At 61.0% G+C, this 21,346-nt stretch carries 25 protein-coding genes; 13 read left to right on the forward strand and 12 right to left on the reverse strand.

Annotation, left to right across the window (positions count from 1 at the left end; all coding sequences use genetic code 11):
• The first annotated feature begins 53 nt into the window (after positions 1-53).
• Genes CP958_RS13650 through CP958_RS13665 form a run of 4 tightly spaced genes read left to right on the forward strand, consistent with a single transcriptional unit; the run spans position 54 to position 3,364 of the window.
• Positions 54-407 carry a DUF952 domain-containing protein gene (locus CP958_RS13650; protein ID WP_096702498.1) on the forward strand — a complete coding sequence of 118 codons (354 nt, stop codon included), beginning with the start codon at positions 54-56 and terminating at the stop codon, positions 405-407.
• Between the two features lie 2 nt (positions 408-409).
• Complete coding sequence (locus tag CP958_RS13655; protein ID WP_096702499.1) at positions 410-1,477, forward strand: quinone-dependent dihydroorotate dehydrogenase; 1,068 nt, start codon at positions 410-412, stop codon at positions 1,475-1,477.
• Entirely contained in the window at positions 1,474-2,340 is an 867-nt protein-coding gene (locus CP958_RS13660) for a TIGR01459 family HAD-type hydrolase (RefSeq protein ID WP_096702500.1), read from the forward strand. Before CP958_RS13655 ends, CP958_RS13660 begins: the two co-directional genes overlap by 4 nt.
• Before the next feature lie 10 nt (positions 2,341-2,350).
• Positions 2,351-3,364: an NAD(P)/FAD-dependent oxidoreductase gene (locus CP958_RS13665; RefSeq protein WP_096702501.1), complete on the forward strand. Its 1,014-nt coding sequence runs from the start codon at positions 2,351-2,353 to the stop codon at positions 3,362-3,364.
• A 138-nt stretch (positions 3,365-3,502) separates the two neighbouring features.
• On the opposite strand, the gene CP958_RS13670 is transcribed toward CP958_RS13665, so the two are convergent.
• A complete protein-coding gene (locus tag CP958_RS13670; protein ID WP_096702502.1) occupies positions 3,503-4,786 on the reverse strand; it encodes a DUF2336 domain-containing protein in 1,284 nt (427 codons plus the stop codon).
• Entirely contained in the window at positions 4,783-6,459 is a 1,677-nt protein-coding gene (locus CP958_RS13675) for a diguanylate cyclase (protein WP_096702503.1), read from the reverse strand. The genes CP958_RS13670 and CP958_RS13675 overlap by 4 nt, the downstream gene beginning before the upstream one ends.
• Positions 6,460-6,549: 90 nt before the next feature.
• Between CP958_RS13675 and CP958_RS13680 the strand changes: the two genes are divergently transcribed.
• Positions 6,550-7,287, forward strand: a complete 738-nt coding sequence (locus tag CP958_RS13680) for a pyrimidine 5'-nucleotidase (protein ID WP_242442892.1) — start codon at positions 6,550-6,552, stop codon at positions 7,285-7,287.
• Between the two features lie 231 nt (positions 7,288-7,518).
• Here the strand turns inward: CP958_RS13680 and CP958_RS26430 are convergent, their stop codons facing one another.
• Positions 7,519-8,898 carry a hypothetical protein gene (locus CP958_RS26430; RefSeq protein ID WP_170958973.1) on the reverse strand — a complete coding sequence of 460 codons (1,380 nt, stop codon included), beginning with the start codon at positions 8,896-8,898 and terminating at the stop codon, positions 7,519-7,521.
• Positions 8,899-8,946: 48 nt separating this feature from the next.
• On the opposite strand from CP958_RS26430, the gene CP958_RS13690 reads away from it, so the two are divergent.
• Positions 8,947-9,579 (forward strand): tetratricopeptide repeat protein, encoded by a 633-nt coding sequence (locus CP958_RS13690; RefSeq protein WP_096702505.1) that lies wholly within the window; start codon positions 8,947-8,949, stop codon positions 9,577-9,579.
• An 82-nt stretch (positions 9,580-9,661) separates the two neighbouring features.
• On the opposite strand, the gene CP958_RS25935 is transcribed toward CP958_RS13690, so the two are convergent.
• Both CP958_RS25935 and CP958_RS13695 read right to left on the reverse strand, forming a co-directional pair.
• Positions 9,662-9,913: a hypothetical protein gene (locus CP958_RS25935; protein WP_141400517.1), complete on the reverse strand. Its 252-nt coding sequence runs from the start codon at positions 9,911-9,913 to the stop codon at positions 9,662-9,664.
• 209 nt (positions 9,914-10,122) lie between these two features.
• Positions 10,123-11,454, reverse strand: a complete 1,332-nt coding sequence (locus CP958_RS13695) for a hypothetical protein (protein WP_141400518.1) — start codon at positions 11,452-11,454, stop codon at positions 10,123-10,125.
• A 227-nt stretch (positions 11,455-11,681) separates the two neighbouring features.
• Here CP958_RS13695 and CP958_RS27345 point away from each other — a divergent pair, with 227 nt between their 5' ends.
• Entirely contained in the window at positions 11,682-11,804 is a 123-nt protein-coding gene (locus CP958_RS27345; RefSeq protein ID WP_277948881.1) for a hypothetical protein, read from the forward strand.
• A gap of 30 nt (positions 11,805-11,834) precedes the next feature.
• Here the strand turns inward: CP958_RS27345 and CP958_RS13700 are convergent, their stop codons facing one another.
• Entirely contained in the window at positions 11,835-13,010 is a 1,176-nt protein-coding gene (locus CP958_RS13700) for a DUF3644 domain-containing protein (RefSeq protein WP_096702507.1), read from the reverse strand.
• A gap of 197 nt (positions 13,011-13,207) precedes the next feature.
• On the opposite strand from CP958_RS13700, the gene CP958_RS13705 reads away from it, so the two are divergent.
• Complete coding sequence (locus CP958_RS13705) at positions 13,208-13,645, forward strand: DUF6641 family protein (protein ID WP_096702508.1); 438 nt, start codon at positions 13,208-13,210, stop codon at positions 13,643-13,645.
• 125 nt (positions 13,646-13,770) lie between these two features.
• Positions 13,771-15,480 carry a hypothetical protein gene (locus tag CP958_RS13710; protein ID WP_141400519.1) on the forward strand — a complete coding sequence of 570 codons (1,710 nt, stop codon included), beginning with the start codon at positions 13,771-13,773 and terminating at the stop codon, positions 15,478-15,480.
• Between the two features lie 62 nt (positions 15,481-15,542).
• On the opposite strand, the gene CP958_RS13715 is transcribed toward CP958_RS13710, so the two are convergent.
• The 6 genes from CP958_RS13715 to CP958_RS13735 form a co-directional block, all read right to left on the reverse strand.
• Positions 15,543-16,115: a hypothetical protein gene (locus CP958_RS13715; protein ID WP_170958974.1), complete on the reverse strand. Its 573-nt coding sequence runs from the start codon at positions 16,113-16,115 to the stop codon at positions 15,543-15,545.
• Between the two features lie 64 nt (positions 16,116-16,179).
• The gene (locus CP958_RS13720; RefSeq protein WP_141400521.1) at positions 16,180-16,767 is read right to left on the reverse strand and encodes a hypothetical protein; all 588 of its coding nucleotides are present in this window, start codon (positions 16,765-16,767) and stop codon (positions 16,180-16,182) included.
• A 293-nt stretch (positions 16,768-17,060) separates the two neighbouring features.
• Complete coding sequence (locus CP958_RS26435; RefSeq protein WP_170958975.1) at positions 17,061-17,231, reverse strand: hypothetical protein; 171 nt, start codon at positions 17,229-17,231, stop codon at positions 17,061-17,063.
• 144 nt (positions 17,232-17,375) lie between these two features.
• The gene (locus CP958_RS13725) at positions 17,376-17,825 is read right to left on the reverse strand and encodes a hypothetical protein (RefSeq protein WP_096702512.1); all 450 of its coding nucleotides are present in this window, start codon (positions 17,823-17,825) and stop codon (positions 17,376-17,378) included.
• Positions 17,825-18,631, reverse strand: coding sequence for a hypothetical protein (locus tag CP958_RS13730; RefSeq protein ID WP_096702513.1), 807 nt, complete (start codon positions 18,629-18,631; stop codon positions 17,825-17,827). Before CP958_RS13730 ends, CP958_RS13725 begins: the two co-directional genes overlap by 1 nt.
• 56 nt (positions 18,632-18,687) lie before the next feature.
• Positions 18,688-19,260 (reverse strand): site-specific integrase, encoded by a 573-nt coding sequence (locus tag CP958_RS13735; protein WP_096702514.1) that lies wholly within the window; start codon positions 19,258-19,260, stop codon positions 18,688-18,690.
• 332 nt (positions 19,261-19,592) lie between these two features.
• On the opposite strand from CP958_RS13735, the gene CP958_RS27350 reads away from it, so the two are divergent.
• From CP958_RS27350 to CP958_RS13755, 4 genes are all read left to right on the forward strand, one after another.
• Positions 19,593-20,222, forward strand: coding sequence for a response regulator (locus CP958_RS27350; RefSeq protein ID WP_170958976.1), 630 nt, complete (start codon positions 19,593-19,595; stop codon positions 20,220-20,222).
• A gap of 74 nt (positions 20,223-20,296) precedes the next feature.
• Positions 20,297-20,482, forward strand: coding sequence for a hypothetical protein (locus CP958_RS13745; RefSeq protein WP_096702516.1), 186 nt, complete (start codon positions 20,297-20,299; stop codon positions 20,480-20,482).
• Positions 20,483-20,487: 5 nt separating this feature from the next.
• A complete protein-coding gene (locus CP958_RS25940; RefSeq protein ID WP_141400523.1) occupies positions 20,488-20,802 on the forward strand; it encodes a hypothetical protein in 315 nt (104 codons plus the stop codon).
• Between the two features lie 34 nt (positions 20,803-20,836).
• Positions 20,837-21,211, forward strand: coding sequence for a hypothetical protein (locus CP958_RS13755; RefSeq protein WP_096702518.1), 375 nt, complete (start codon positions 20,837-20,839; stop codon positions 21,209-21,211).
• The last annotated feature ends 135 nt before the right edge of the window (positions 21,212-21,346 follow it).

The following is a 21,346-nucleotide window of genomic DNA, read 5'->3' on the forward strand; positions in this document are numbered from 1 at the left end:
GCGCAACGACGGTGCCTAGCGTTCGATCCCAACTTCCAGTATGGTCCGCCGCCATGAGCACGCCCACAACCATCTATCATGTATGCCGTCGGACCGAGTGGCAATATGCCCAGACGACAGGGGGGTATAGGGGGTCGTCCCAGGACGAGGCCGACGGGTTCATCCATTTCTCCGGCCCGGCCCAGGTCAAGGCCAGTGTCGCCAAGCACCGGGCCGGCCAGGACGGGCTGGTGATCATCGCCGTCGACCCACAGCTTTTGGGCGAGCCCCTGAAGTGGGAAGTGTCGCGCGGCGGCCAGTTGTTCCCCCATCTCTACGGCCCCCTGCCGTTGTCGGCGGTAAAGTGGACGGCCGATCTGCCGCTGGGCCCCGACGGCGCCCACGTCTTTCCAGCTATCGAGGACTGACCTTGGACTATTTCCGCCTCGCCGGACCGCTGGTCCGCCTGCTCGACGCCGAAACCGCCCACGGGCTGACCATCGGCCTGCTCAAGGCCGGGCTGGTTCCCAAGCAGCCGGTCTACAACCCCGATGCGCTGAAGATCCGGCTGTGGGGCCGTGAATTCTCCAATCCGGTCGGCCTGGCCGCCGGCTTCGACAAGAACGCCGAGGTGCCCGACGCCATGCTGGCCCAGGGTTTCGGCTTCGTGGAGATCGGTTCGGTGACCCCCCGGCCGCAGCCCGGCAATCCCAAGCCCCGCATGTTCCGGCTGCCCGAGGACCGGGCGGTGATCAACCGCATGGGCTTCAACAACCAGGGCCTGGACGTGGTCGCCGGCCATCTGGCGGCGCGGCCGCGCATGGGCATCGTCGGCGCCAATCTGGGCAAGAACAAGGATACCGAGGATGCCGCCTCGGATTACGAGAAGGGCGCCGCCCGGCTGGCGCCGCTGTCCGACTATCTGGTGATCAACGTGTCGTCGCCCAACACGCCGGGCCTGCGCGCCCTGCAGGGCCGCGACCAGTTGGAATCCCTGGTGGGCCGCACGCGGACCGCCCTGGCCGGGGCCATGCCGTCCGGCGCCCCGCCCCTGCTGCTCAAGATCGCCCCCGATCTGGCCTGGGAGGACCTGGGCGACATCGCCGCCGTCGCCCTGGACGGTGGTCTGGACGGGTTGATCGTCTCCAACACCACGGTGGCCCGGCCCGAGACCCTGCGCTCGGCCAATGCGGGCCAGACCGGCGGCCTGTCGGGCGCGCCCCTGTTCGAATCCTCCACCGCCATGCTGCGCCGGGTCTACGAGCTGACGCAGGGCAAGCTGCCGATCATCGGAGTGGGCGGCATCGCCTCGGGCTCCGAGGCCTATGCCAAGGTCCGGGCCGGCGCCTCGCTGATCCAGCTCTATTCCGCCATGGTCTATGAAGGCCCCGCCCTGGTCACCCGCATCAAGCGCGAGATGGCCGAATTGCTGGCCCGCGACGGCTTCACGTCCATCTCGCAGGCGGTAGGCGCCGACCATCGGGGCCACGGGCTGTGATTGCCCCGATTTCAGGGCTGTCGGCGATCGCCGGCCGCTATGACGGCTTCGTGCTCGACCTGTGGGGGGTGATCCACGACGGGGTCACCGCCTATCCCGGCGTCGCCGAGACCCTGGCCGCCCTGCGCCGGGCAGGCAAGCGCACCATCATGCTGTCCAATGCGCCGCGCCGCGCCACCGCCCTGATCGAGCAGCTGACCCGGCTGGGCATCGAGCGCGGCCTCTACGACGAGGTGATGTCGTCGGGCGAGGCGGTGCATCTGGAGATGGAGCGCCGCACCGATCCGGTCTTCGCCGCCTTGGGCGCCAATCTCTACCACCTGGGACCGGAGCGCGATTGCAACGTCTACGAATCCCTGCCTTACCGGTCGGTCGACCTTGAGCAAGCCGATTTCGTGCTCAACACCGGACCGGTGGAGGTGACGGAGAGCGTCGCCGACTACCAGTCCATTCTCGACCGCGCCCTGGCCCGCCGGCTGCCCATGGTCTCGGCCAATCCCGATCACGTGGTCATCCGCCAGGGCAAGCGCATCACCTGCGCCGGGGCCATCGCCGACCGCTATGCCGACATGGGGGGGCAGGTGGTGCAACGGGGCAAGCCCGACCCGGCCATCTACGCGGTGGCGCTGGCGACCTTGGGGATCGCCGACCGGAGCCGCGTCTGCGCGGTGGGCGACGCCCTGCACACCGATATCCGGGGGGCGCGAGCCGGCGGCATTGACGCGGTGCTGGTGACCGGCGGCATCCATGCCGACGAGTTGGGCATCAAGTGGGGGGAGACCGCCGACCCGGCCCGTCTGGCCGAACTGGCCCGTCACCACGGCGAGACGCCCGTCGCCGCCATTCCCAAGTTTGTCTGGTAAGGAGACTGTAATGGCCCAGCACGAAACCGATGCGGTGATCGTCGGCGCCGGCCCGGTGGGCCTGTTCGCGGTGTTCCAGTGCGGCATGGTCAAGGTCCGCTGCCACGTGGTCGACGCCCTGGAAGCCGTGGGCGGCCAGTTGAGCGCGCTCTACCCGGAAAAGCCCATTTACGACATTCCCGGCCACCCCTCCATCCTGGCCGCCGATCTGGTGGAGCGCCTGTCCGAGCAGGCCGCCCCCTTCGGCCCCACCTTCCATTTCGATACCCAGGTCAGCACGCTGGCCCGCCTGGACGACGGGCGCTGGCTGTGCGGCCTGTCCAACGGCGACAGCATCGCCGCGCGGGCGGTGATCATCTGCGCCGGCGGCGGCGCCTTCGGCCCCAACCGCCCGCCGCTGGACGGACTGGCGCAATACGAAGGCACCAGCGTGTTCTATCTGGTGCGCAAGCGCGAGGATTTCCGCGGCAAGAACGTGGTGATCGCCGGCGGCGGCGATTCGGCGGTGGATTGGGCCATCTCGCTGGCCGAGGTGGCGGCCAAGGTGATGGTGGTGCATCGCCGGCCCAAATTCCGCGCCGCCCCGGAATCCGAGGCCCGCCTCAAGCAACTGGCCGAATCGGGCGGCGTCGAGCTGGTGGTGCCCTACCAGTTGCACGGGCTGGAAGGCGAGAACGGCAAGCTGTCGGCGGTGGTGGTCGCCACCCTGGAGGGCGAGGCAAAACGTCTGGAAGCCGACGTGCTGCTGCCGTTCTACGGCCTGTCCAGCGATCTCGGCCCCATCGCCCAGTGGAATCTCGGCATGGACCGCAACCTGATCGCCGTCGACCCGGCAACCGGCGCCACCGACGCGCCGGGCATCTATGCGGCCGGCGACATCTGCTCGTATCCCGGCAAGCTGAAGCTGATCCTATCGGGCTTCGCCGAAGCCGCCCGCGTCGCCCATTCGGCCCACGACGTGGTTCATCCCGGCGAGGCCCTGCACTTCGAGCACTCGACCACCTCGGGCGTGCCGAAGGCTTAACGTCCACCCGTCATGCCCGGACTTGATCCGGGCATCCACGCGGCTCCGCCCAAAAAGGCTTGTGACACAAGGAGTCGGGCGGACGGGCGTGGATCACCGGGACAAGCCCGGTGATGGCGAAAAAGGGGGAAGGCCCCCTCAGTCCCCCGCCCCGAAGAACTCCAGCTGCCATTCCATCTCGGCGGCGGACAGCGGATGGTCGCCCTGTCTGGCGGCCAGGACCTTGGAGGGCGACAGGCGCAACAGCTTGCTCTGCAACTGGGTGCCGAAGCCGGCGGACAGCCCAGCCTTCCAGGTGACGGCCACCATGCCCTTGGCGCTCTTGGTGTAGACCACCTTGCGCACCGCCTTGGGCGGCAAATCCGACAGCAGCGCCAGGGCGGCGGTGACGAAGGCGTGATCGCCCGACGACAGCGCGGTGTCCATGGCCGTCTCGTCCAACTGTCCGGCGGCGTGCAGGGCACGGGCCCGCTGCAGGGCGGCGGCCTCGTCGGCGTCGCGCTTGGCCTCGCCCTTGGCACCGGCATCGCCCTCGATCTCGCCGATGCGCCGCGACACCACGGCGGCGACGGCGGCGATGGCGTCGGCGTCGAGATCGCGGCGCTCCGCCAGGGTCTGCAGCAGGCTGGCGGCGACGAAGCGGGCCAGCTTCTGCGCCGTGCGGGCCGAAAGCTGCGGCCGTTCGATCATCGGCCGGTGCCACGCCTCGATATCGGCGGCGCGATCGGCCAGACGGTCCAGGGTCTCCTCCCGGATCTGGGCGGAGGGATTGCCCAGCAGCACGGCGATGGCGTCCACGTCGTCGGTGGCGGCAATGGCGTCGGCCACCTTGACGTTGACCACCGAGCGCCGCGAAATGCAGGCCAGGGCGCCGGGAATGGGACCGGCACCGATGATCTCCAGCAAATCCTCGTCGGTCAGCACCGGCGAGAATTGCAGCACCGGCCCGGCCACCACCAGTTCGGCATCGCGGGCCAGCCGGCGGATCACGTCGGGCGGCGCGTTGGCCACGTCCTGCAGGGCCTCGGACAAAATCTGGCGGACCTTGGGGATCTGGTCGCGGGCCAGCATCTCCAGGGATTCGAAGGTCATACGGCGCAGACGGTCCTGCTCGTGGGCCGACAGGCCGGGAGCCACCCGGGCGATCTTGGCGGCCAGATCGCCGCGCACCGCGTCGCTCTGGTCGGTGGCGAGGCGCAGATTGGCCTGGGCCGGCGCATGGGGGTTGGCCGCCACCTTGCGGCGCACCTCGGCATCGGTGTCCTCGGCCAGGAAATAGAGAATCTCGGCCTTGACGTCCTCGCGGGCCGCCAGTTCGGCGCGGACTTTGGAATCGGGATGGGCGGCCAGTTCCTTGGCCTGCTCGTAGTCCAGCGGTCCCTTGCGCCCGCCGCCGAACAGCCGCTTGAGGAATCCGGTCACGCCGCCCCCCCACCGCCCGGCAGCGGCGCGATGTGGAAGGCGCCCTTGCCGGTGCGCTTGACCTGATACATGGCCTTGTCGGCGCGGGCGATCAGATCCTCGATGGATTCCTTCTCGCCGCCGCCATGCACCGCCACGCCCAGCGACAGACCCAGCGGCTTGTCCGCCCCGCCGGAATAGTGCCCGAGGTCCTTGGCCGCCTCCAGCAGGTCCTGGCAACGCTTGACGGCGATGCGTTCCTCGGCGGCCTCCAGCCAGATGGCGAACTCGTCGCCGCCCAGGCGCGCCACCAGATCGATGGGCCGTGTGTGCTGCAGCAGCAGGTCGCGCACCGCCAGCAATGCCTCGTCGCCGGTCTGGTGACCGTGCACGTCGTTGACCGCCTTGAAATTGTCCAGGTCCACGTAGATCAGGGCGGCGGGCCGCCCCTCGCGCGTCAGACGGTGGAAGCGCCGGGCGATCTCCTCGAAGAAGGCGCGGCGGTTGAACAGGCCGGTCAGACCATCGGTGCGCGACAGCTTGACCATGCGCTCGTGGTTGGTGATCTGCTCGGCGGCCAGCCCCACCTGATTGGCCACGTCGTCGATCAGCAGGCGGTCGTCGTCGCTCCAGGCGGCGCGGCTCATCTGCCGCCACAGCAATACGGCGCCGTTGATGGAGTGGCGATAGCGGCATACCGAGGCCAGCACCCGCCAGTCGCCCAGGTCGGCATCGTAATGGTCGGTGGATTCGAAGGTGTCGAGCACCGACCGCGACTCGCCGAACTGGCCGTAATCGGCCGACAGGACGAAATCGGAATCCTCGGACTGGATACGGAAGATCTGGCAGCCGGTAGCCCCCAAGGCCCGCGCCGTGGCCTCGGCCGCCGCCTTCAGCATGTCGGCGGGGTCCACCTCGTCCCTGATGGTGCGCACGATGTAGCTGAGCAGGCGCTCGCGGTTGTTGGCGCGGGAAAGCGCCGCGTCGCGCAGCCGCTCCTGCGTCACGTCGCGGCAGACGCCACGGGCGCCGCGCCACTCGCCGCCATCGCCGCGGATGGGGGTGGAGGAGGCCAGCAGGCACATGGGCTGGCCGTCGCTCTGACGCATCCACACCTCGATGTCCTCGACCGGGGCCACCGCCTCGAACGGGCCGGGGCCGTGGGTATCCTCCTCCTGCAGCACGAACTCGGCGGGGCGGCGCCCCACCAGTTCGTCGGCGGCAAAGCCCAACGCCCCCTTGGGGCTGACGAAGACGAAGCGGCCGTCGCCCCCGGTTTCCCAGGCGAAATCGCTGGAAATCTCCACCAGGTCCTTGTAGCGCTGGCGGGATTCCACCAGGGCGGCCCGCAGGTTGCGTTCCAGGGTGACGTCGCGGCCGAACAAGATGATCTGGCCGCCTTCGGCCGGGATGGACACCAGATCGAGAATCAGGGAGCCGCCGGTGGACAAAGGCAGGCTTTCCACCGAGGTGGCACCGGGCTGGGCCACCAGGGCGCCGAGGCACCCCAGCCGGTCCTGGGCCACCGCCTGGGCCAGAGGGTCCGCCCGGCCATTGGCGGCGAGGATGGTGCCGTCGCGGTCGAGCAGCACGGCGGGCCCGGGAAAGGCGTTCAGCCCCTCGGCACCCAAGACCATGGCGGGTCGCCCGCCCGATGGCGGCTTGCCTCGCTGTTTTTCGCCCGTCGCGCTCATCCGTTCTGGAATCCCGGCCGTCACGTCCCCACTCCCTCCTTACCATAGGTATGGGCGCTTAACGATCTCCTAAAGGGGCTATACCTTGCCTTGGATGCCGGGGCGCGCTACGTCTTGGGCATGGACAACCACCTTCCCGACCTGTCGCGTATCGAGACCTGGGTCTTCGACCTGGACAACACGCTGTATCCGGCGTCGTCCAGCCTGTTCCCCCAGATCGACGTGCGCATGCGCCGCTTCATCGCCGAGCGGCTGCACCTGTCGCTGGACGACGCCTTCGCCCTGCAAAAGCGCTATTACCGCGAATTCGGCACCACGCTGCGCGGCCTGATGCTGGTGCACAAGATCGAGCCCGAGGCGTTCCTGTCCTTCGTCCACGATATCGACTGCACGGTGCTGGACGCGGCGCCCCGCCTGGACGCCGCCCTGGACGCCCTGCCGGGCCGCAAGCTGATCTTCACCAACGGATCGGAACGCCACGCCGAGAACGTGCTGGGTCGCCTGGGGCTGGCCCGGCACTTCGAAGGCATCTTCGACATCCGGGCCGCCCGCTTCATCCCCAAGCCGCAACCCGAATGCTACCAGTTGCTGATCGACCGCCACACCGTCGATCCCCATGCCGCCCTGATGGTCGAGGACCTGCACCGCAACCTGCGGCCCGCCGCCGCCATCGGCATGACCACCCTGTGGGTGCGCGAGGACGGCCACCCCGACACCGAGGTGCTGGGCGAGGATCGGGGCGATCTCGCCCATGTCCACCACATCACCGACGACCTCGCCGCCTGGCTGGAGCGGGCGGCGCGGAACATCGCGACCGACCGCCGCTGACCGGCAAGCCCTTCACGGCGGATGGTGGCCCCTGCCGGAATCGAACCGGCACGCCCGAGGGCGAGCGATTTTAAGTTAATCGCGCTTATATAGTGCGTTGTATTAAAAGATTAAATTGCACTTACAGCAAACTGTGTATTTTTCTGTGTTTGCACAATCGCGGCCATGGCCCGCATTTTCCCCGTCATGAAAGGCGTGAACTTACGTCATGTAAGCTCACGCCTTCTTGGGTCACAGCAAGCCCATCTCTTCGCCGAAGCCCCGACTGAACTCGTCCGGTCCCACAGTGTCCATGACGGAGTTGAAGGCGTCGGTGGTCTTGGGGCCGATCCAGTTATCTTCCTTCAGCGGCTCCCAGCCATCGACGACATCGCCGCCGGTCTTGTTGAGGCTGCGCTGCAAGCTGCGGCCGGCATCGTCGCCGAACAGCGATGTGGTCTTGTCGTCCAGTCCATCGGAATTGCCGCTGGCCGCCGCGTCGCGGGCGAAAGTGTTGAAGCGGCCCAGCGACAGGACATTGTCCACCTTGTCCGCGCCATGCTGCGATAACGCTGATTTCAGGGCGAAGTCGGTGTTGGGGCCGTAATCGCCATCCTCGGCAAGCTTGTCCTGGGGAGTATAGTAGCCCCAGGCGGGCGAGCGCTCGGGCGGCGGATTGGCGTCGTTCAGCATGTTGAGGCCATTTTGCAGCCCCTTGACCGCATTGCCGTAGCCATCGGTTTGGGCGGCAGTGGCGAGCGTCTTGCCCATGTCGGCGGATGCCTGCCACAAGTCCTGACCATCGGGAGTGATGTGGGGCGAAGGCTGGTCGGGGATGGCGGTGATGGGCTGCGGCTCAATGGGTTTGCCACCGTCATATTGCTGCTCGCCATCGCCATAGACGTGGCTGTGCCAGTCCTGGACGCGCTCATACATATGGTCCTTCAGCGGGTCGCCCGACGTCCAGCCGTTGAAGTCGCCCTGCGCCGAGTTCAGCACGTCCTTCATTTCGCCCTCGGTCCACTTATCCACCGGCTTCAACAGCGCCGAGCGGGCCGGGTCGGTTGTCGGAGAGGCTGCCATCTGCATCATGTCCGCAATGTAAGGATCGCTTTCAGGCGCAAAAGGTTCGACTTGATCGACATTCTTATGGCTGAATTGGAAGACCTTGTGTTCAACGTCTAGTCCGTTGTCCCAGCCACCTTCACCACCGCCGTCATCGCCGCCACCGTCATCACTTTCATCTCCTCCGCTGCCTCCCGGCAGTTCGGCAATATCATGTGTATCGTCATTTTGGTCGTCGCCTGCGCGCTCGTCCGGGGCTGCCATTTTTAGGTCCAATATCTCGCCCTTAAGTGCCTCCAGATGCTGTGACAGGGCATTATAATCTTCAATCATCTGCTGCCTGTCTTCGCCGTTAGACATTTTGTCAACCTGGGCCTTCATGTCCTGGAGCTGCTGCTGGAGTTCATCCCGAACTTCGCTCAGGTGCCGGATTTGCGCGTAAATCTCATCAACCGCCTCTCGGTCGCGATTGATCTTTGGAATGATGCCCCGGTCACCCGGTGATGGCAGCGGGCCAAGTATCCCACGATCAAACCACCCAAAATCGGGGTTGAGCTTATTATCCATTTCATGTCTCCATTGCTGTCATAGGTTGAAGTTGCACGCGAGGGGCGCATGCGGATTGCCACATTCCTGACGGTTCTTATTGCCTGCTTCGGGATTGCGGGGACCTCATTGGCGGCTCCCCGAGACAAACCGACCCCGGATACGCTGAATGACCTGAAAGCCAAGGCGTCTGCGGGCGACTATCGCGCTCTTCGCGATCTGGGCACCCTGTACCGGAATGGAGACGGCGTTGCGCGTGACCCGGAACTCGCGGCTGCGCTTTTCGAACAGGCGGAGCGGCGCTACCAGGACATACAGGTCAAGGTCGGCGAATCAGAGGCAACTGCCTTCTTTTCCATCGGCGAGTTGTTCTACTCTATCGGCAATCAACGCGGGGAAAACGCCAGAGCGGCCCGCTGGTTCGAGCGTGCCGCCACCCAAGGAAACGTCCTGGCGCAGTTCTATCTCGGCACCATGTTCGCGAATGGTGAGGGAATTACCGCCGATCCGGCCCTTGCCGCTCAGTGGCTGCTGGCAGCATCACGCCAGGGCGACAAGCATGCTGCTGATGCGTATTGCCGTGGGCTTACCACGGGGCGGGTATTGCGAGACGAATCCATATCGCCACAAACCTGCCCACCCGCCCCGCCTGTCGGTGAAGCGGCAAGGACAAACTCTCTCAAATCGGGAACTGACCGATAGCCGCAAGACACAATTCGGGTGTTGATGGAGTGCTTATACCATAGCACGCCGCACAACAAAACTCTTTTTGTTCTTCATGTGATCACGTTACAGTCGCGGCGCGGCGACGAATTGGCACGTCATCCCAAGCGATGGTGGCCCCTGCCGGAATCGAACCGGCACGCCCGAAGGCGAGCGATTTTAAGGAAACTGCGTCTATATAAAATATTGTTTCTGCTGGAATTTTACGCTGATTGACAGAACTGTGTATGTTTCTGTGCATGACCACCTTGCCGTAGCTGTGGTCGCGACGAAGCTGATCGTTAAGTGCGGCGATACGTTCCGTCCGGTCCATACGGCCCTCGCTGTTGCGCGGGCACGTTTCCGGGATTGGGCAATGCGCCCGGTGCTGCTGCTATAGCAGTGGAGCGCGTGGAGCGTCTACAGACGGCTAGAAATGCCCCCGCCCGTATTTCCCCAAGCACGGGCGCATCCACGTCCAGGCAGCTGAGGCCATCGTTCCGGACGCTGTGCGAGCACGGCAGGGCTGCGTAGAGGCGCCGGTTATTCGTCTTCCGTTTCGGCCAGGGCGTCGGCCAAGCTTCTCGGAATCGTGGGTGAGGGCTTGTGCCTGTCGGGTTTCTGCCGCTTCTTGCTCGTATCGTGGGGCTTGCCGTCATTGAAGACGCCAGCCGTCACATGCGGGCTGATCAGCATGGCGTTGGCCGCCACCTTTGGGGCAATCGCCAACGGCCCCAGATGCGCGTAGTGCTGCTCCAGCATGGCGACGCTGGTGCCCATGTGGGTTGCCAACTCAATGAGAGACATCGTGCCGTGGACGATCTGTGTCGTGGCGTAGCTGTGGCGCAGGGAATAGAGGCTCCTGCGTGCGGGCGGGTCGCCCCGGTCCCACAGCATTCCGATCTTGGTCAAAATGACCTGAAAGCTGTTCGCCATGTTCCCTGGCGTCGAGCCATCGGGCAGGCGGAACACGAAGTCGTCGAGCGTCTTGTCCGGGCCTTGCCATGCCATCAACGCCTTGAAAGGCGTAGCGGCCACGCTGGCGGGGGCGGTGATCACCCGTTGGCGGACTCGGCTGTACTTGATGGTCTTGCCGGCGGTGATCGTCAGTTTGACGAACTTCTGACCGCCATGTTCCCAATCTAAATCCACCTGCCGCCAACGCAGGTTGTTCAATTCCTTGCCTGGACGTGCGCCGGTTAGCAGAAGGACGGTGACATAGTAGTAGATGAGTTGCCGAATCTCACGGGTTCGCTCTTTGCGCCCTTCGGGAATCAACTGCCACATCCTGATCAGCAGGGCGGAGATTTCGTCCTCGTCGAAATGCGGTCGGCGACAGCCAAGCTCGCCCTCATTCGGCAGTTTGGGAATTTGCCAGTCACTCATCCAGCCATAGCGGACGGCGCTCTTAAAGACGTTGCTGAGGCACAAATTATGGCTGGTGACGGTGGATTTGGTGAATGGTTTGCCGTGCTGCTCGCGCTTCCAGGCATTCCAGGCCGTAATATCATGCGGGCTCAACTCATCGAGCTTCTTCCCGCCGAGGAAGGGATCGATCCATTTTTTGATGGTGCGACGGTATTCGGCTGCGCTGGCAAGGGAGCTGGTTTCGAGATCCTTGATGTATTGCGCCGTCGCATCCCGTACCAGCTTCGTGCGCGGCACCTGGTTATGCCGCACCCGGTACATCATGTCGTCGTATTGCTCGCAGGCCCATTGCGCGGCCTCGCGGATATCGCTTTTGCCGGTGGAAAGGCGCAGCCATTCGCCGCGCATCTTCAGATACGCTTGCCAATACGAAGAGCCTTTACGCATCTTGAGCACGACGTTGCCGTCGCGCATCTTGCGCCAAGGATCTTCGATACGTTTGGGCAAATCTACACCCCGAGTAGTGGTGCCCCGTGCCGGAGTCGAACCAGCATGACCAGAGGTCGCCGCATTTTGAGTAAACAGCGTGTGGGCATAGCATTGATTTAAAACGATAAAATTATGAATTTCTGCCAATGTGCTGCAAAGTGTGCTGTGCGCATTGGCGCTGCTTCTTCCTGCGAACTTACATCATTTAAGCTCGCCAGCAAACTGCCCCGCAGGATGTGCGGCTGGTGGTGCTCAATCTCGGCACCAGCCCCGAGATGGTTTGCCGCCATTACGGCCACGACAACACCAAGAGCCGGGCGTCGGAGTTCGCCGATGTGTGGCTGATGGAGAGGGCGAAGAGTAGATAGGCGTTACCTCCGGTAATACAGAGCAGCCGGCTAGGGGCGCGCCCATCCCTCCGCTAGCTTCTCCATCACCTTCTCGAACCAATTCTCATACCAATACCAAGCCTTAGCAACCATAACGCCAAAGCCCTTGCCGGGCGCGCGCGCATCGAGTTGTCTCGCAAGCAGGGTGTGGTCGTACATGCTGAACGCTGGATAGCCAGCCGCATTTGCCTTCTTAACAATCTCAGAGGGCAGATACTTCGGTCGCTCAACTTCCTTAAGCAGGACTCGCTCGACGGCTTCAGCTTCTGGCGACCCCGGTTTGATAAATTCGACGGCGAGGTCGGCTTTCGAGGCTTTGCCTGAGACCTTCGGAATGAAAGCTACTCGGTATCTGAATTGCGTATCTTTCTGCTCGTCCTCGGTTAGCCCGTTATGGAAATTGTCCATCGCGGTGGCAATGTGTTGAGGAAGATTTGCTCCTATCAGGCTGGCTCTCTGCGAACCATTAAATGTCACAAACTGCAATGCAATCGGCAGTCTCTTCTCAAGTGCGAATTCATTCCCGAATAGCGCCTTGATCGTATCGTTGAAATTGATGCAGCAGGCCTGGAGCTTGGCGCTCAGGGCGTCATCGATCCTATTTGTGGACCGATGCTCGATTTCGTGGCGAATCTCGGTCAGGAACTTCAGGTTATTGACGACACCCTTGTCCAAGGGGCACTTCCCATGGGCTAGGCACTGGCCGAGTTCCCAGTATTTATCTGCACCGGCTGGCGTTTTTTCGACAATACCGCCCTTCTTGTGCCGATAGTCTACGCCTTCTCGTTTGTAGTGTGCGTGCAACAAATATGTCCAGGCGATAATGCTGGTGACGATGAATAACTCTGCCCTAAAATATAGTCCTGCACTATTAAATGTGTGAACCGCTGCGATCATCGCCTCTCGTGCTTTGACGAGGAGCTCATCCCCCTGGAGGTGCAGGCCTGTTACCGGATCGATATTTGGCCAAGCATCTAAGAAACTATCAAGTTCAGCTTCAGAGGCGGCTTTAACGCCCTTGTGCTTTGCCTCGTCGCGTATTTCAGAGATGCGAGCATGATTGATAGAGCGCGTGGGCCTTGAAAAATAGGCCTGAATATCCTGTGGTACGTACTTCTTCGCCAGCATCGCCTTAACGATGGCAACTTCCCACTTCTCCAATGTATTCCCAGGTCTTCGCGCCACGCATGCTCTCCGCTGATAATCTTAAGCATCCAAGTCTGTATTGCAGCACCCTCAACAACCCACCCATGGCTAGGCATATGCAGCCTACAGTATGTTTTCGCAACAATCTACGGTGATGATTTTCAAAGATAAATCGGCAGAATTTCTGAGAATCGGTTGTTAGCGTGTGTTCAGTGGAAACACACGGAGAACGACCGATGTCTGCCCTGACCAAGCTGAAGCTCGCCAATGCCTCCCGCAAGCCAGTCGAGGAGACCCCGGAGGAGCGTATGCGCAACCGCATGGTTGCGCACCTAACCGAGCAGTTGGCGATGGCCACCGCCCTCATCGAATGTCGCTCCTATACGGCTACTCGCACCGTGACCAAGAAGAATGACGACGGCAGCGCCGTGACCGTCGAGCGCGACAAGCGCCTGCGCCCCTGGTACTGGCACGACCTTAGCGGCAAGTGGTTTCTTGAGCTTCGCTACGCCAACACCGTGCTGAGCCTCGCCAAGGATCAGAACGCGATCGAGGTCGGCACCAAGGACAAGCTCGTTCCGACGATCCAGACGGTGGTCGAAGCCGTGAAGGCAGGTGAACTGGATGCTGCGATGAACGCGGCACTGGCTTCACGGAAGAAGGCCAACAAGTAGGCTTTCGCTGCCGTGCGTGTCTCATGCACGGCAGGTCCATGACAAATCAGATTTGGGTAGACCCTTTCTGCGTGCTCTGCGACCCTCCGTAGTTGCGGCGGTGAGATATAGAGAATAGGGCCACCATGTTGAGCTGTCTGGGGTTGTCGCTGGAAGGCTGCGCTTACGACCCCGCAAACGCGGCTAATGTCTACTTCACGCTCGGCGATGTCGTCGCTGCGCTTGGCGTAACGTTGATCGTCCCCCAATTTCTCAAGCCTATCTATCTGCTCCGATTAAAGGTGCGCCGTATCTCTTTGATCACGATTTACGCTTTGGTTTTTGCCGGAACCTTGCCAATCGCGATGGCCGCACTTCTTCCTCAGTTCCCAATCCCCCGCGTTGCGATCATAGGTCATCCGCTCTTCTGGGAATTTCTCGGCACCCTATTGTTTGTCACGGCCTATGCCTTCCTGGCATTTGGGTCTTTGGCGCCGATCACAATCCGAGAAGGGGCCGTCGAACGGTTTGTCCGTGCTGGTGCTGCGCTGCTGGCGGAAGGCAATGAACGAGATTGCGTGGATTTCGCGGGAGATCTTGCGCGTAACCTGCCCACTCTCATTCGCGTGGCGAATTTTATCGGGGATGGCCGTGAGTTCAGTGCCTTTATGGAATTTCGTTGCCGAGCGAAAATCAAAGATGGCCGATATGCAGCATCGTTTCTCGGCATAATATCTGACCATAAATTTTGCGCCTCACTCGTTACATTTTCCCCTTGGCTGGCAGCGGATATTATGAACTCTCTTGCCAGAGAGCGTCTAAATTCTCGCCATGCTGAACGCTTCGTGCAGGAATTGGCGCTCCAAACGATTCTGCTCGATCAGAGTATGATGTCCCGTGAGGTTGGCTATGGCGGCTTCAGCGTAGCTCCCGTCCTATCGGAAAGCCTGTTTGGCGACCATTTCATTGCGCAGACCTACGAGCCGTTTGCAGGCATTCGCTTCGGTAGTCTCGGCACTCCAACAAGAGCCATGATGATGCGGTTGAACGCCGCCGCCGAACTGAGCTTGAAGGCCGCATTGGAAGAAAGTAGCTACTGGTCTGGTCGTAATTTTTCCCACCTTCAGGATGTTTACGAACACGTTTTTCGGGAACTGAGCAAGATGAAGCGTGCGAATAACCTTGAGGTCGGCCTCAGTATTGAAGCCGATTCCGGGGTTGATGCGCTCATTAAAATCACGCGGAACCATCTCGCAACGCTCACGGCTGATCGAATTTACGACCTCTACAGGCGGGGCGCAGACTGCTACGGTCGTGGCAATATTATCGAAGCCGTCGCGGAACTGACGTCCAAATCGCTGGAGACCATTGCGAACTCATTCGAAGGCGTAAACGATCCCTTCTGGTCGCACGTCAGCGGCACACTTCACACCCTGTTTCCATTTTATGAGGACGAGCCAGCAGGAATGGACCCGCTTCAGCAGCGGGTTGCACTCAAGATTGTGGCAAAGCTGAAGGAGAACATGGAAGGTTGGTTTCCTGCCATGTCGCGTGTCATGCTGGCCGGGATCGGTCCATACGGAAATTTTAGAAATATCAAGAACCGCAGTGCTTACGTGATACTGGTTGATGCGGTTTACTACGAGCTACAGCGGTTGAGCAAACTTGCGGCGGAGAACCCCTATAAGCTGAGCGATTTCCTGCCTGAAACCACGGAATACGATACCGAAGCGAATGCGCTGATCCATACGTATGCTGATGGTGCGGAGTCGACCACGAAGCTTGCCGATATCCAGCCATTGCCGTTTTCCTTTGCTCCTCCTGAGGACACTGGAGAGGTTGGCGCAGGGCATTGATCCAGGTTTATCGACCATGTATGGCCCTATGCACGACAGTTTCGTGAGCCGCAAGTAGAGTGCTATTGCTCTTGGGGCAGGCTCGGCTCAGCCGTTATGCGCTTAAGGCAAGGAAACTTCTCTTCTATGCCTGGGCGGATCGAGAGGATGTTGTCACGCAACTCCTTGTATGCATCCGCGCAATCATCATGTGGTGGCTGTGGCTTACCACCGAGCCTCTCGATGATGGAGTACTCAGGTTCAAGGTAAAGCGCCTTGAACAGAGACGACGCAGCATCAGAGAGGTTGAATTGCGGTTGGGTAGAACACCGGATGAGCATCCGAAGCTCATCTCCATCAGGTCTTGCCGCGTGGCGGACAGGCATCCTCATCATCGACGTGGCAACGCCAGCTAATTCGGCGTTTGCCTCAACGAGGCACATATTGAACCCAGGATGTTCGCGAAAGACGGCCAGAATACCAAGAAGGGCGCAGAGCCTTGATACGACATACCTGCCGATAAATTCGCCTTTGGCTACCTCCCGCCAGAACGCAACCAATACAAAACCCGACAGGCCGGCCAAAAAATACGATGCTCCTCCCCAAAATTCTTTATCAATGAAATCCAGCACCATCCATACGGTGCCGAGCACCAAGAACCCAATCCCAATAACGCCTGACAATACGAACACGGCGACCTCCGTAGGTGGCATGCCAACCTTATAGGCTGGCCTGTGCGACCTTCTTGCCATTGATATTGATGATTGCGACCGTAGACAGATCCCAACCGGCCATTGCGGTACGCCAGGCCTCAGACCAATAACGGAATGGGTTGGCTCTGATCTCGGATCGTCGTTCTTTGTGATCCGCGTTGTAGTATCCGTCCGCCGTCCAGCGGAGTTCCCACGTGGAAGTTTCCCGGTCAGGGAGTGACGTGACCACGATGTAAGGGGTTTCCAGCTTTGGTCCCGACCAACTCAGATAAGCGTCCACGTCCTTCCACGGCACACGGGCATCGCTGCTGTTGGGGCTCTCGAAATCTACATAGACGGCGTGGTCGCCGTCTTCTCCGAAGCCAACGATATCCGGTTGGAACTTCAAGCCATCACGGTTGAGACGAACATCTATGCCAACATAGGCTACCCCCTTGATGGAGGAGACCACACTAGCCAGCGCGCCCAACGTCACCGAGTGGCAAAGGTTATTGCCTGTGCGTGTAAAGTCGAAGCTGTCGTAGAACCCTTTGGGCATTCTACGAATTGCCGTGGTCAAGCCCATGACAATCGCTTCCGTCGCTCTGTCCAGCATAACGCATCCCCCCCCAAGCTGCTCAGATATTGCCCCTAAGAGTTGGGTGCCTCTCGAGCGTACTGGAGGCTAAATTTCCGAGCAACGGCCCATTTGCTAAGGGCGAAACAACGGCATTACTACTGCCATAGTGTCCCAGCAATTCGCCCCCATCTTCTTGCTAAAATCATTCAGCATATTGGAGTGAGCGTGCTGATAGCTCTGCCGTATCCGCATTGCCCCCGCCTGAGATTTGCCGCCAAGGTGAGTGGCGTGTCAGTGCTGGGATATTGGCTGCCTTATGGCAAGTAAGCTTAATGCTGCGCTGCTTGGGGTACTTTGGCGATATCCCGCCATGCGGTAATAGCTTCCCGGTGGGCTTCTTCAGCTTCGTTCATGCGCCCCTCCCGTGCCAGCAGGGCGGCCTGCCGGTCATAGTGATTCGCCTGCATAAGAAGTACTGCAAGACTGTGTTGGTCGCTCATGACGCTCCTTTTGCGTGTTTAAGGGCGTCATAAACTTCGATGAAAATCACGCCTGTCTCCAAATCGCTGCGTATGCTGCTACTTATGATGGCGCTCGTCAGAAGTTGCCGCATACGCAGCAATCCAATGGTCAATTTGTGCTGACTAGATATCAGCGAGCGTATCGATGATGGTCATGACCGCTGGCAGGGCATTGGGAAACACATCCGTGTTCGCCTCGATCCAGCGGTCACGACGGCCATGCTGTTCCAGCAGCATGAGGTCGAACGAATCGGGGTTGTCATCGATCCAGTAGAAGTCCGCTTCCATGTCGATGGCCGCTGCCTTGGAAGCGTCCCACTGCAGCGGCGTTACCGGGAGTAACCGCGAATCCAGGGCATTATCCCAATTCCGGCATTCACGGAACGCCCTGATGATACCGACATGCATTCCCGAGCGGTCGCGAGTGGTCAGCCAGTAGGGCGTGTGGCGCTCAATGGCCCAACGCAAGAACTCCCCTGCATGCGGGGCGATTTCCCATCCCGCGTTCCACACCGCTCCGGGCGTGGCCGAGCGCAGCAACACACCGTCGATATCAAGATAGAGCAGTGCCATTACGCCTCCACAGCAGGGGTGCCGTTGGCCCACTCCCTGGTCCACGCCCGCAGCGTCTCGCTGATGGGAATCGTCCAGCCGTCTCCGTATCGCAGGCAATCATCGGCAACCACCGTTGGCGGTTCCGATATCCAGCAGACATTCTCATGGGCGATGAAGGCATGCGCGTCTTGCAGCAAGGCGATCAGCGGCTCTATGGGCTGGGTTTCGGCCACCAGCCCCAACCGTCTGCGCAGGAACGCCAAGGTGATCGCGTGATCCTCCACCTGTCCCCGGATGACGCCCCCGCTACCGTAATTGTCCCGGATGGCAGCCGTTTGCCGCAGGCCACAGCTCTCCAGGGACTCCACGATGGCGGCCTGGAGTCCGGGGCCCATGTCATCGAATGGCATGACCACGGCGTCGGCCAGCGCGTCCCACAGGGCTTGCTCCCTGGCTCTCACGGCATCCTTGAGGCCGCCTTCAAGGCATGTCCGCAGGTCCTGGCGGAACTCGCGGCTCATCTTCCGCAGGATGCCGGGCCAGGTTCTCCGCAGGGGATCTTGGATCAGCAAGGATCTGACATCCTGCCCGACCTGCTCCTGCCAGATATCAGTGGTGATGGACCTCACCCAGGTCATAGCCAGCGGTGACGAGCACCAGACGATACGGCGCGGATGATGAAGCCCGGCGGCGCGGTAGGCATCCTTGACCAGTTGTTCGACATGAGTGCGGTCGGGCCTATCAGTCAGCCCCAGCATGGTGATCCATAGGTGGAGAAATCGGCGTGCTGCAGCCGTAACGTCGTCGGTGGTGGTGATGTTCATGAAAGCGCCTCGATATCCGCAGTGTTGATGACCACGGTATTTAGCGGCGCTCCCATTCAGAGGATTTCCACCGCCGCCCGCATCATGGCGTCGTTGACCTCGATATAGCGTTGCGTGGTGCTGAGGTGGCGGTGCCCGGCCAGGGTCATGATCACCTTGGCCGATACGCCGGAATGGGCGAGCCGGGTGATGAACCAGCGTCGCCCGCTGTGGCTACTGGCGCCGTCGATGCCCGCCGCCGCGTAGAGATGGGTGAACAACTGGCACAGTGTATTGGGCGAGAATGCCGTCTGCTTCTGCGTCAACAGGAACGGGGTGTCGCCGGAGGGATGGGCCACCTTCAGCGCGGCCATGTAGCGTTCCAGTTCCTTGCGCAGCTTGTCGCCCACGAACACGGCCCGCGCCTCGCCGGTCTTGGTGATGGCGCCCCGCAGCAGGATTTGATCCTTGACCCGCCCCTCACCGTCCAGCACGTCCTTGACGGTCAAGGCGGCGATCTCGCCGACTCGCATGCCGGCATAGAAACTGAGCATCAGGGCGGCACGGTTGCGGGCCGCGTGCTTCCGGCCGGCGATGATGGCCAGCACGCGCTTCAGTTCGCTCTCGCTCAGGACCTTGGCCTGTTTCATGGCTGGAACCTTGAGAAATCAACGCATTCGTGTAAAACGTTATATGTGACAAACGCCCGAAGTCGCAACGGCGTTGATCTATGCGTTATTTCAATGGCATAGCCATAACATAAGAAAATGTATGTTTGTAAATAAGACAAGGCCCGGTGTTCAGCAATGAAATCCAAGGTGCTGCCGCCTGATTTCTTCCATGTGCGTCCTTGCACATTTCCGGCTGGGCAAAACGCCTCGCCTTGGCGGCCGCGCCTCTGGGCGGCAGAAACCTAATGAAACATACAGAAGTACATATTCGCGTCCGGTCGTGCCGGTCGCGCGAGGGGGATAAGGTCGAGATGCCGCCAGAACAGCCTTTCGTCGTCGCAGTCATTGATGATGATGCCGGATTCCGGGATGCGATCGGTTGGCTGCTCACAGCTAACGGCTACATGGTGCGGAGCTATGGCGATGCCCCGTCCTTCATCGACGGCCATGACTCTGCATCCATCGGCTGCGTGCTGCTCGACCTGCGCCTGGACGGGGCGTGCGGCATCGACACCTTCGTGGTGGCACGGCAGCGCGGCCATGATGCGCCCGTCCTGATGATCTCAGGCCATGGCGACATCCCCACCGCTGTCAAAGCAGTACAGCTTGGCGCGGCGGGCTTCATCGAAAAGCCGGTGGACAACGATAAGCTGATCGCCTCCGTCGCGGCGGCTTGCACTGCGCATCGGCGGCAATGCCGTGAGCATGGGCGTTCGGTAAACGCCATGAAGGGCTATGGTCAGCTGACCGAGCGAGAGCGGCAGGTGTTCTGGCTGATGATCGATGGACAGCTGACCAAGGAAGTCGCAAAGACACTCGGGATCAGTATCCGGACAACGGAAATCCATCGCTCGCGGGTTTTCGAGAAGATGGCGGCGAGTGGCTTGTCTGAGTTGCACAAGGCCGCGTATTTCCTGTCTCGCCTTCCCGTCTATCCGTAATTTTCCACTATACCTCTTCCTAGCACAGCCCAGTACCGTGCAAAAGTCGTGATTGAGGAGCGCGGAGAAACGCTATGTCTGGTGTCCAGAAGATGATTGTCGCCTTGGTGGCCGTGGTGCTGCTTATTGGCGGTTCTTTTGCCTATTCGGTCTATGTGACCAACCGTGCCGCCGAAGACGGTGCCAAGGCGATGAGTAAGGCCATGGAAGATCAGAAGGAAATGCAGCGCCAACTCATGCAGCAGATGCAGCGGCGGTAACGGCGATGTGGATATCAGCCAGACTGGCAGCTATCGCGGGCCTTTGTGCTGCGGCCATTGCCCATCCCGTGGCGGCGGCGGATCAGCCGGATTTTAATCGCCCCCAATCTGTCTATTCCAGCATGGAGAATATCGCAGATAAATGCCTCGAGAGCGGCAACAGCACCTGCGCACTGGTCTGTGAGCAGATGCAGAAAACGTTACTCGATCTTTATTCATCCATAACGGGGCGATACCAGCTTTCCGCATCGGCAAGCCTGCCCCAAATCTCCTTTCAGATGCAGCAGATTTGGGGAAATTGCAGGCAGCAGCTTCGATGAATAGGCGGCATCAACTTCCTTAAGGAGAATCGCAATGAAGTGGTTGATTAGCTTGGCATGTGCCCTGCTTGCTGTGCCCGCCCTCGCCCAGGAAAGCAACTGGTGGACCTATAATGGTGAAATGCTCGGGAACTATGCGAAAGCTTGCAAGGCTGGCACGACTGATTTTGTTATCGCCAAGGATGCCGTGACCGAGACCGGAATGGGCAACCAGAAGACGGCTATATCTTTTGTGGACCGGCAATCCGGCGGCACGACCGTTACCTTTACGACGCTCTATTTCGACCTTGCCGATGGTCGGAAACTTGAAGTTGAGCATGTAAGCGGAGGCAAAGGGGGCGAAAAAATCACCGCCACCGTGCAAAACAAGGCCGGAAAGCCGACCGCGAGCTACATCAAGTGCAGGTAGCCTTGGCACCACGCGGCCATAATCGGCCACAGTTCCGGATACGGTAACATGCGGAAATTTCTTCTTCTGAGCTTCGCCGTTGCCGTGCTCTATGGCCTGCTCTCAGGTGACAGGAAGGCTGACAAACCGACAAAG

Origin of the sequence: Magnetospirillum sp. 15-1 (assembly GCF_900184795.1) — a bacterium.
Classification (GTDB): domain Bacteria; phylum Pseudomonadota; class Alphaproteobacteria; order Rhodospirillales; family Magnetospirillaceae; genus Phaeospirillum.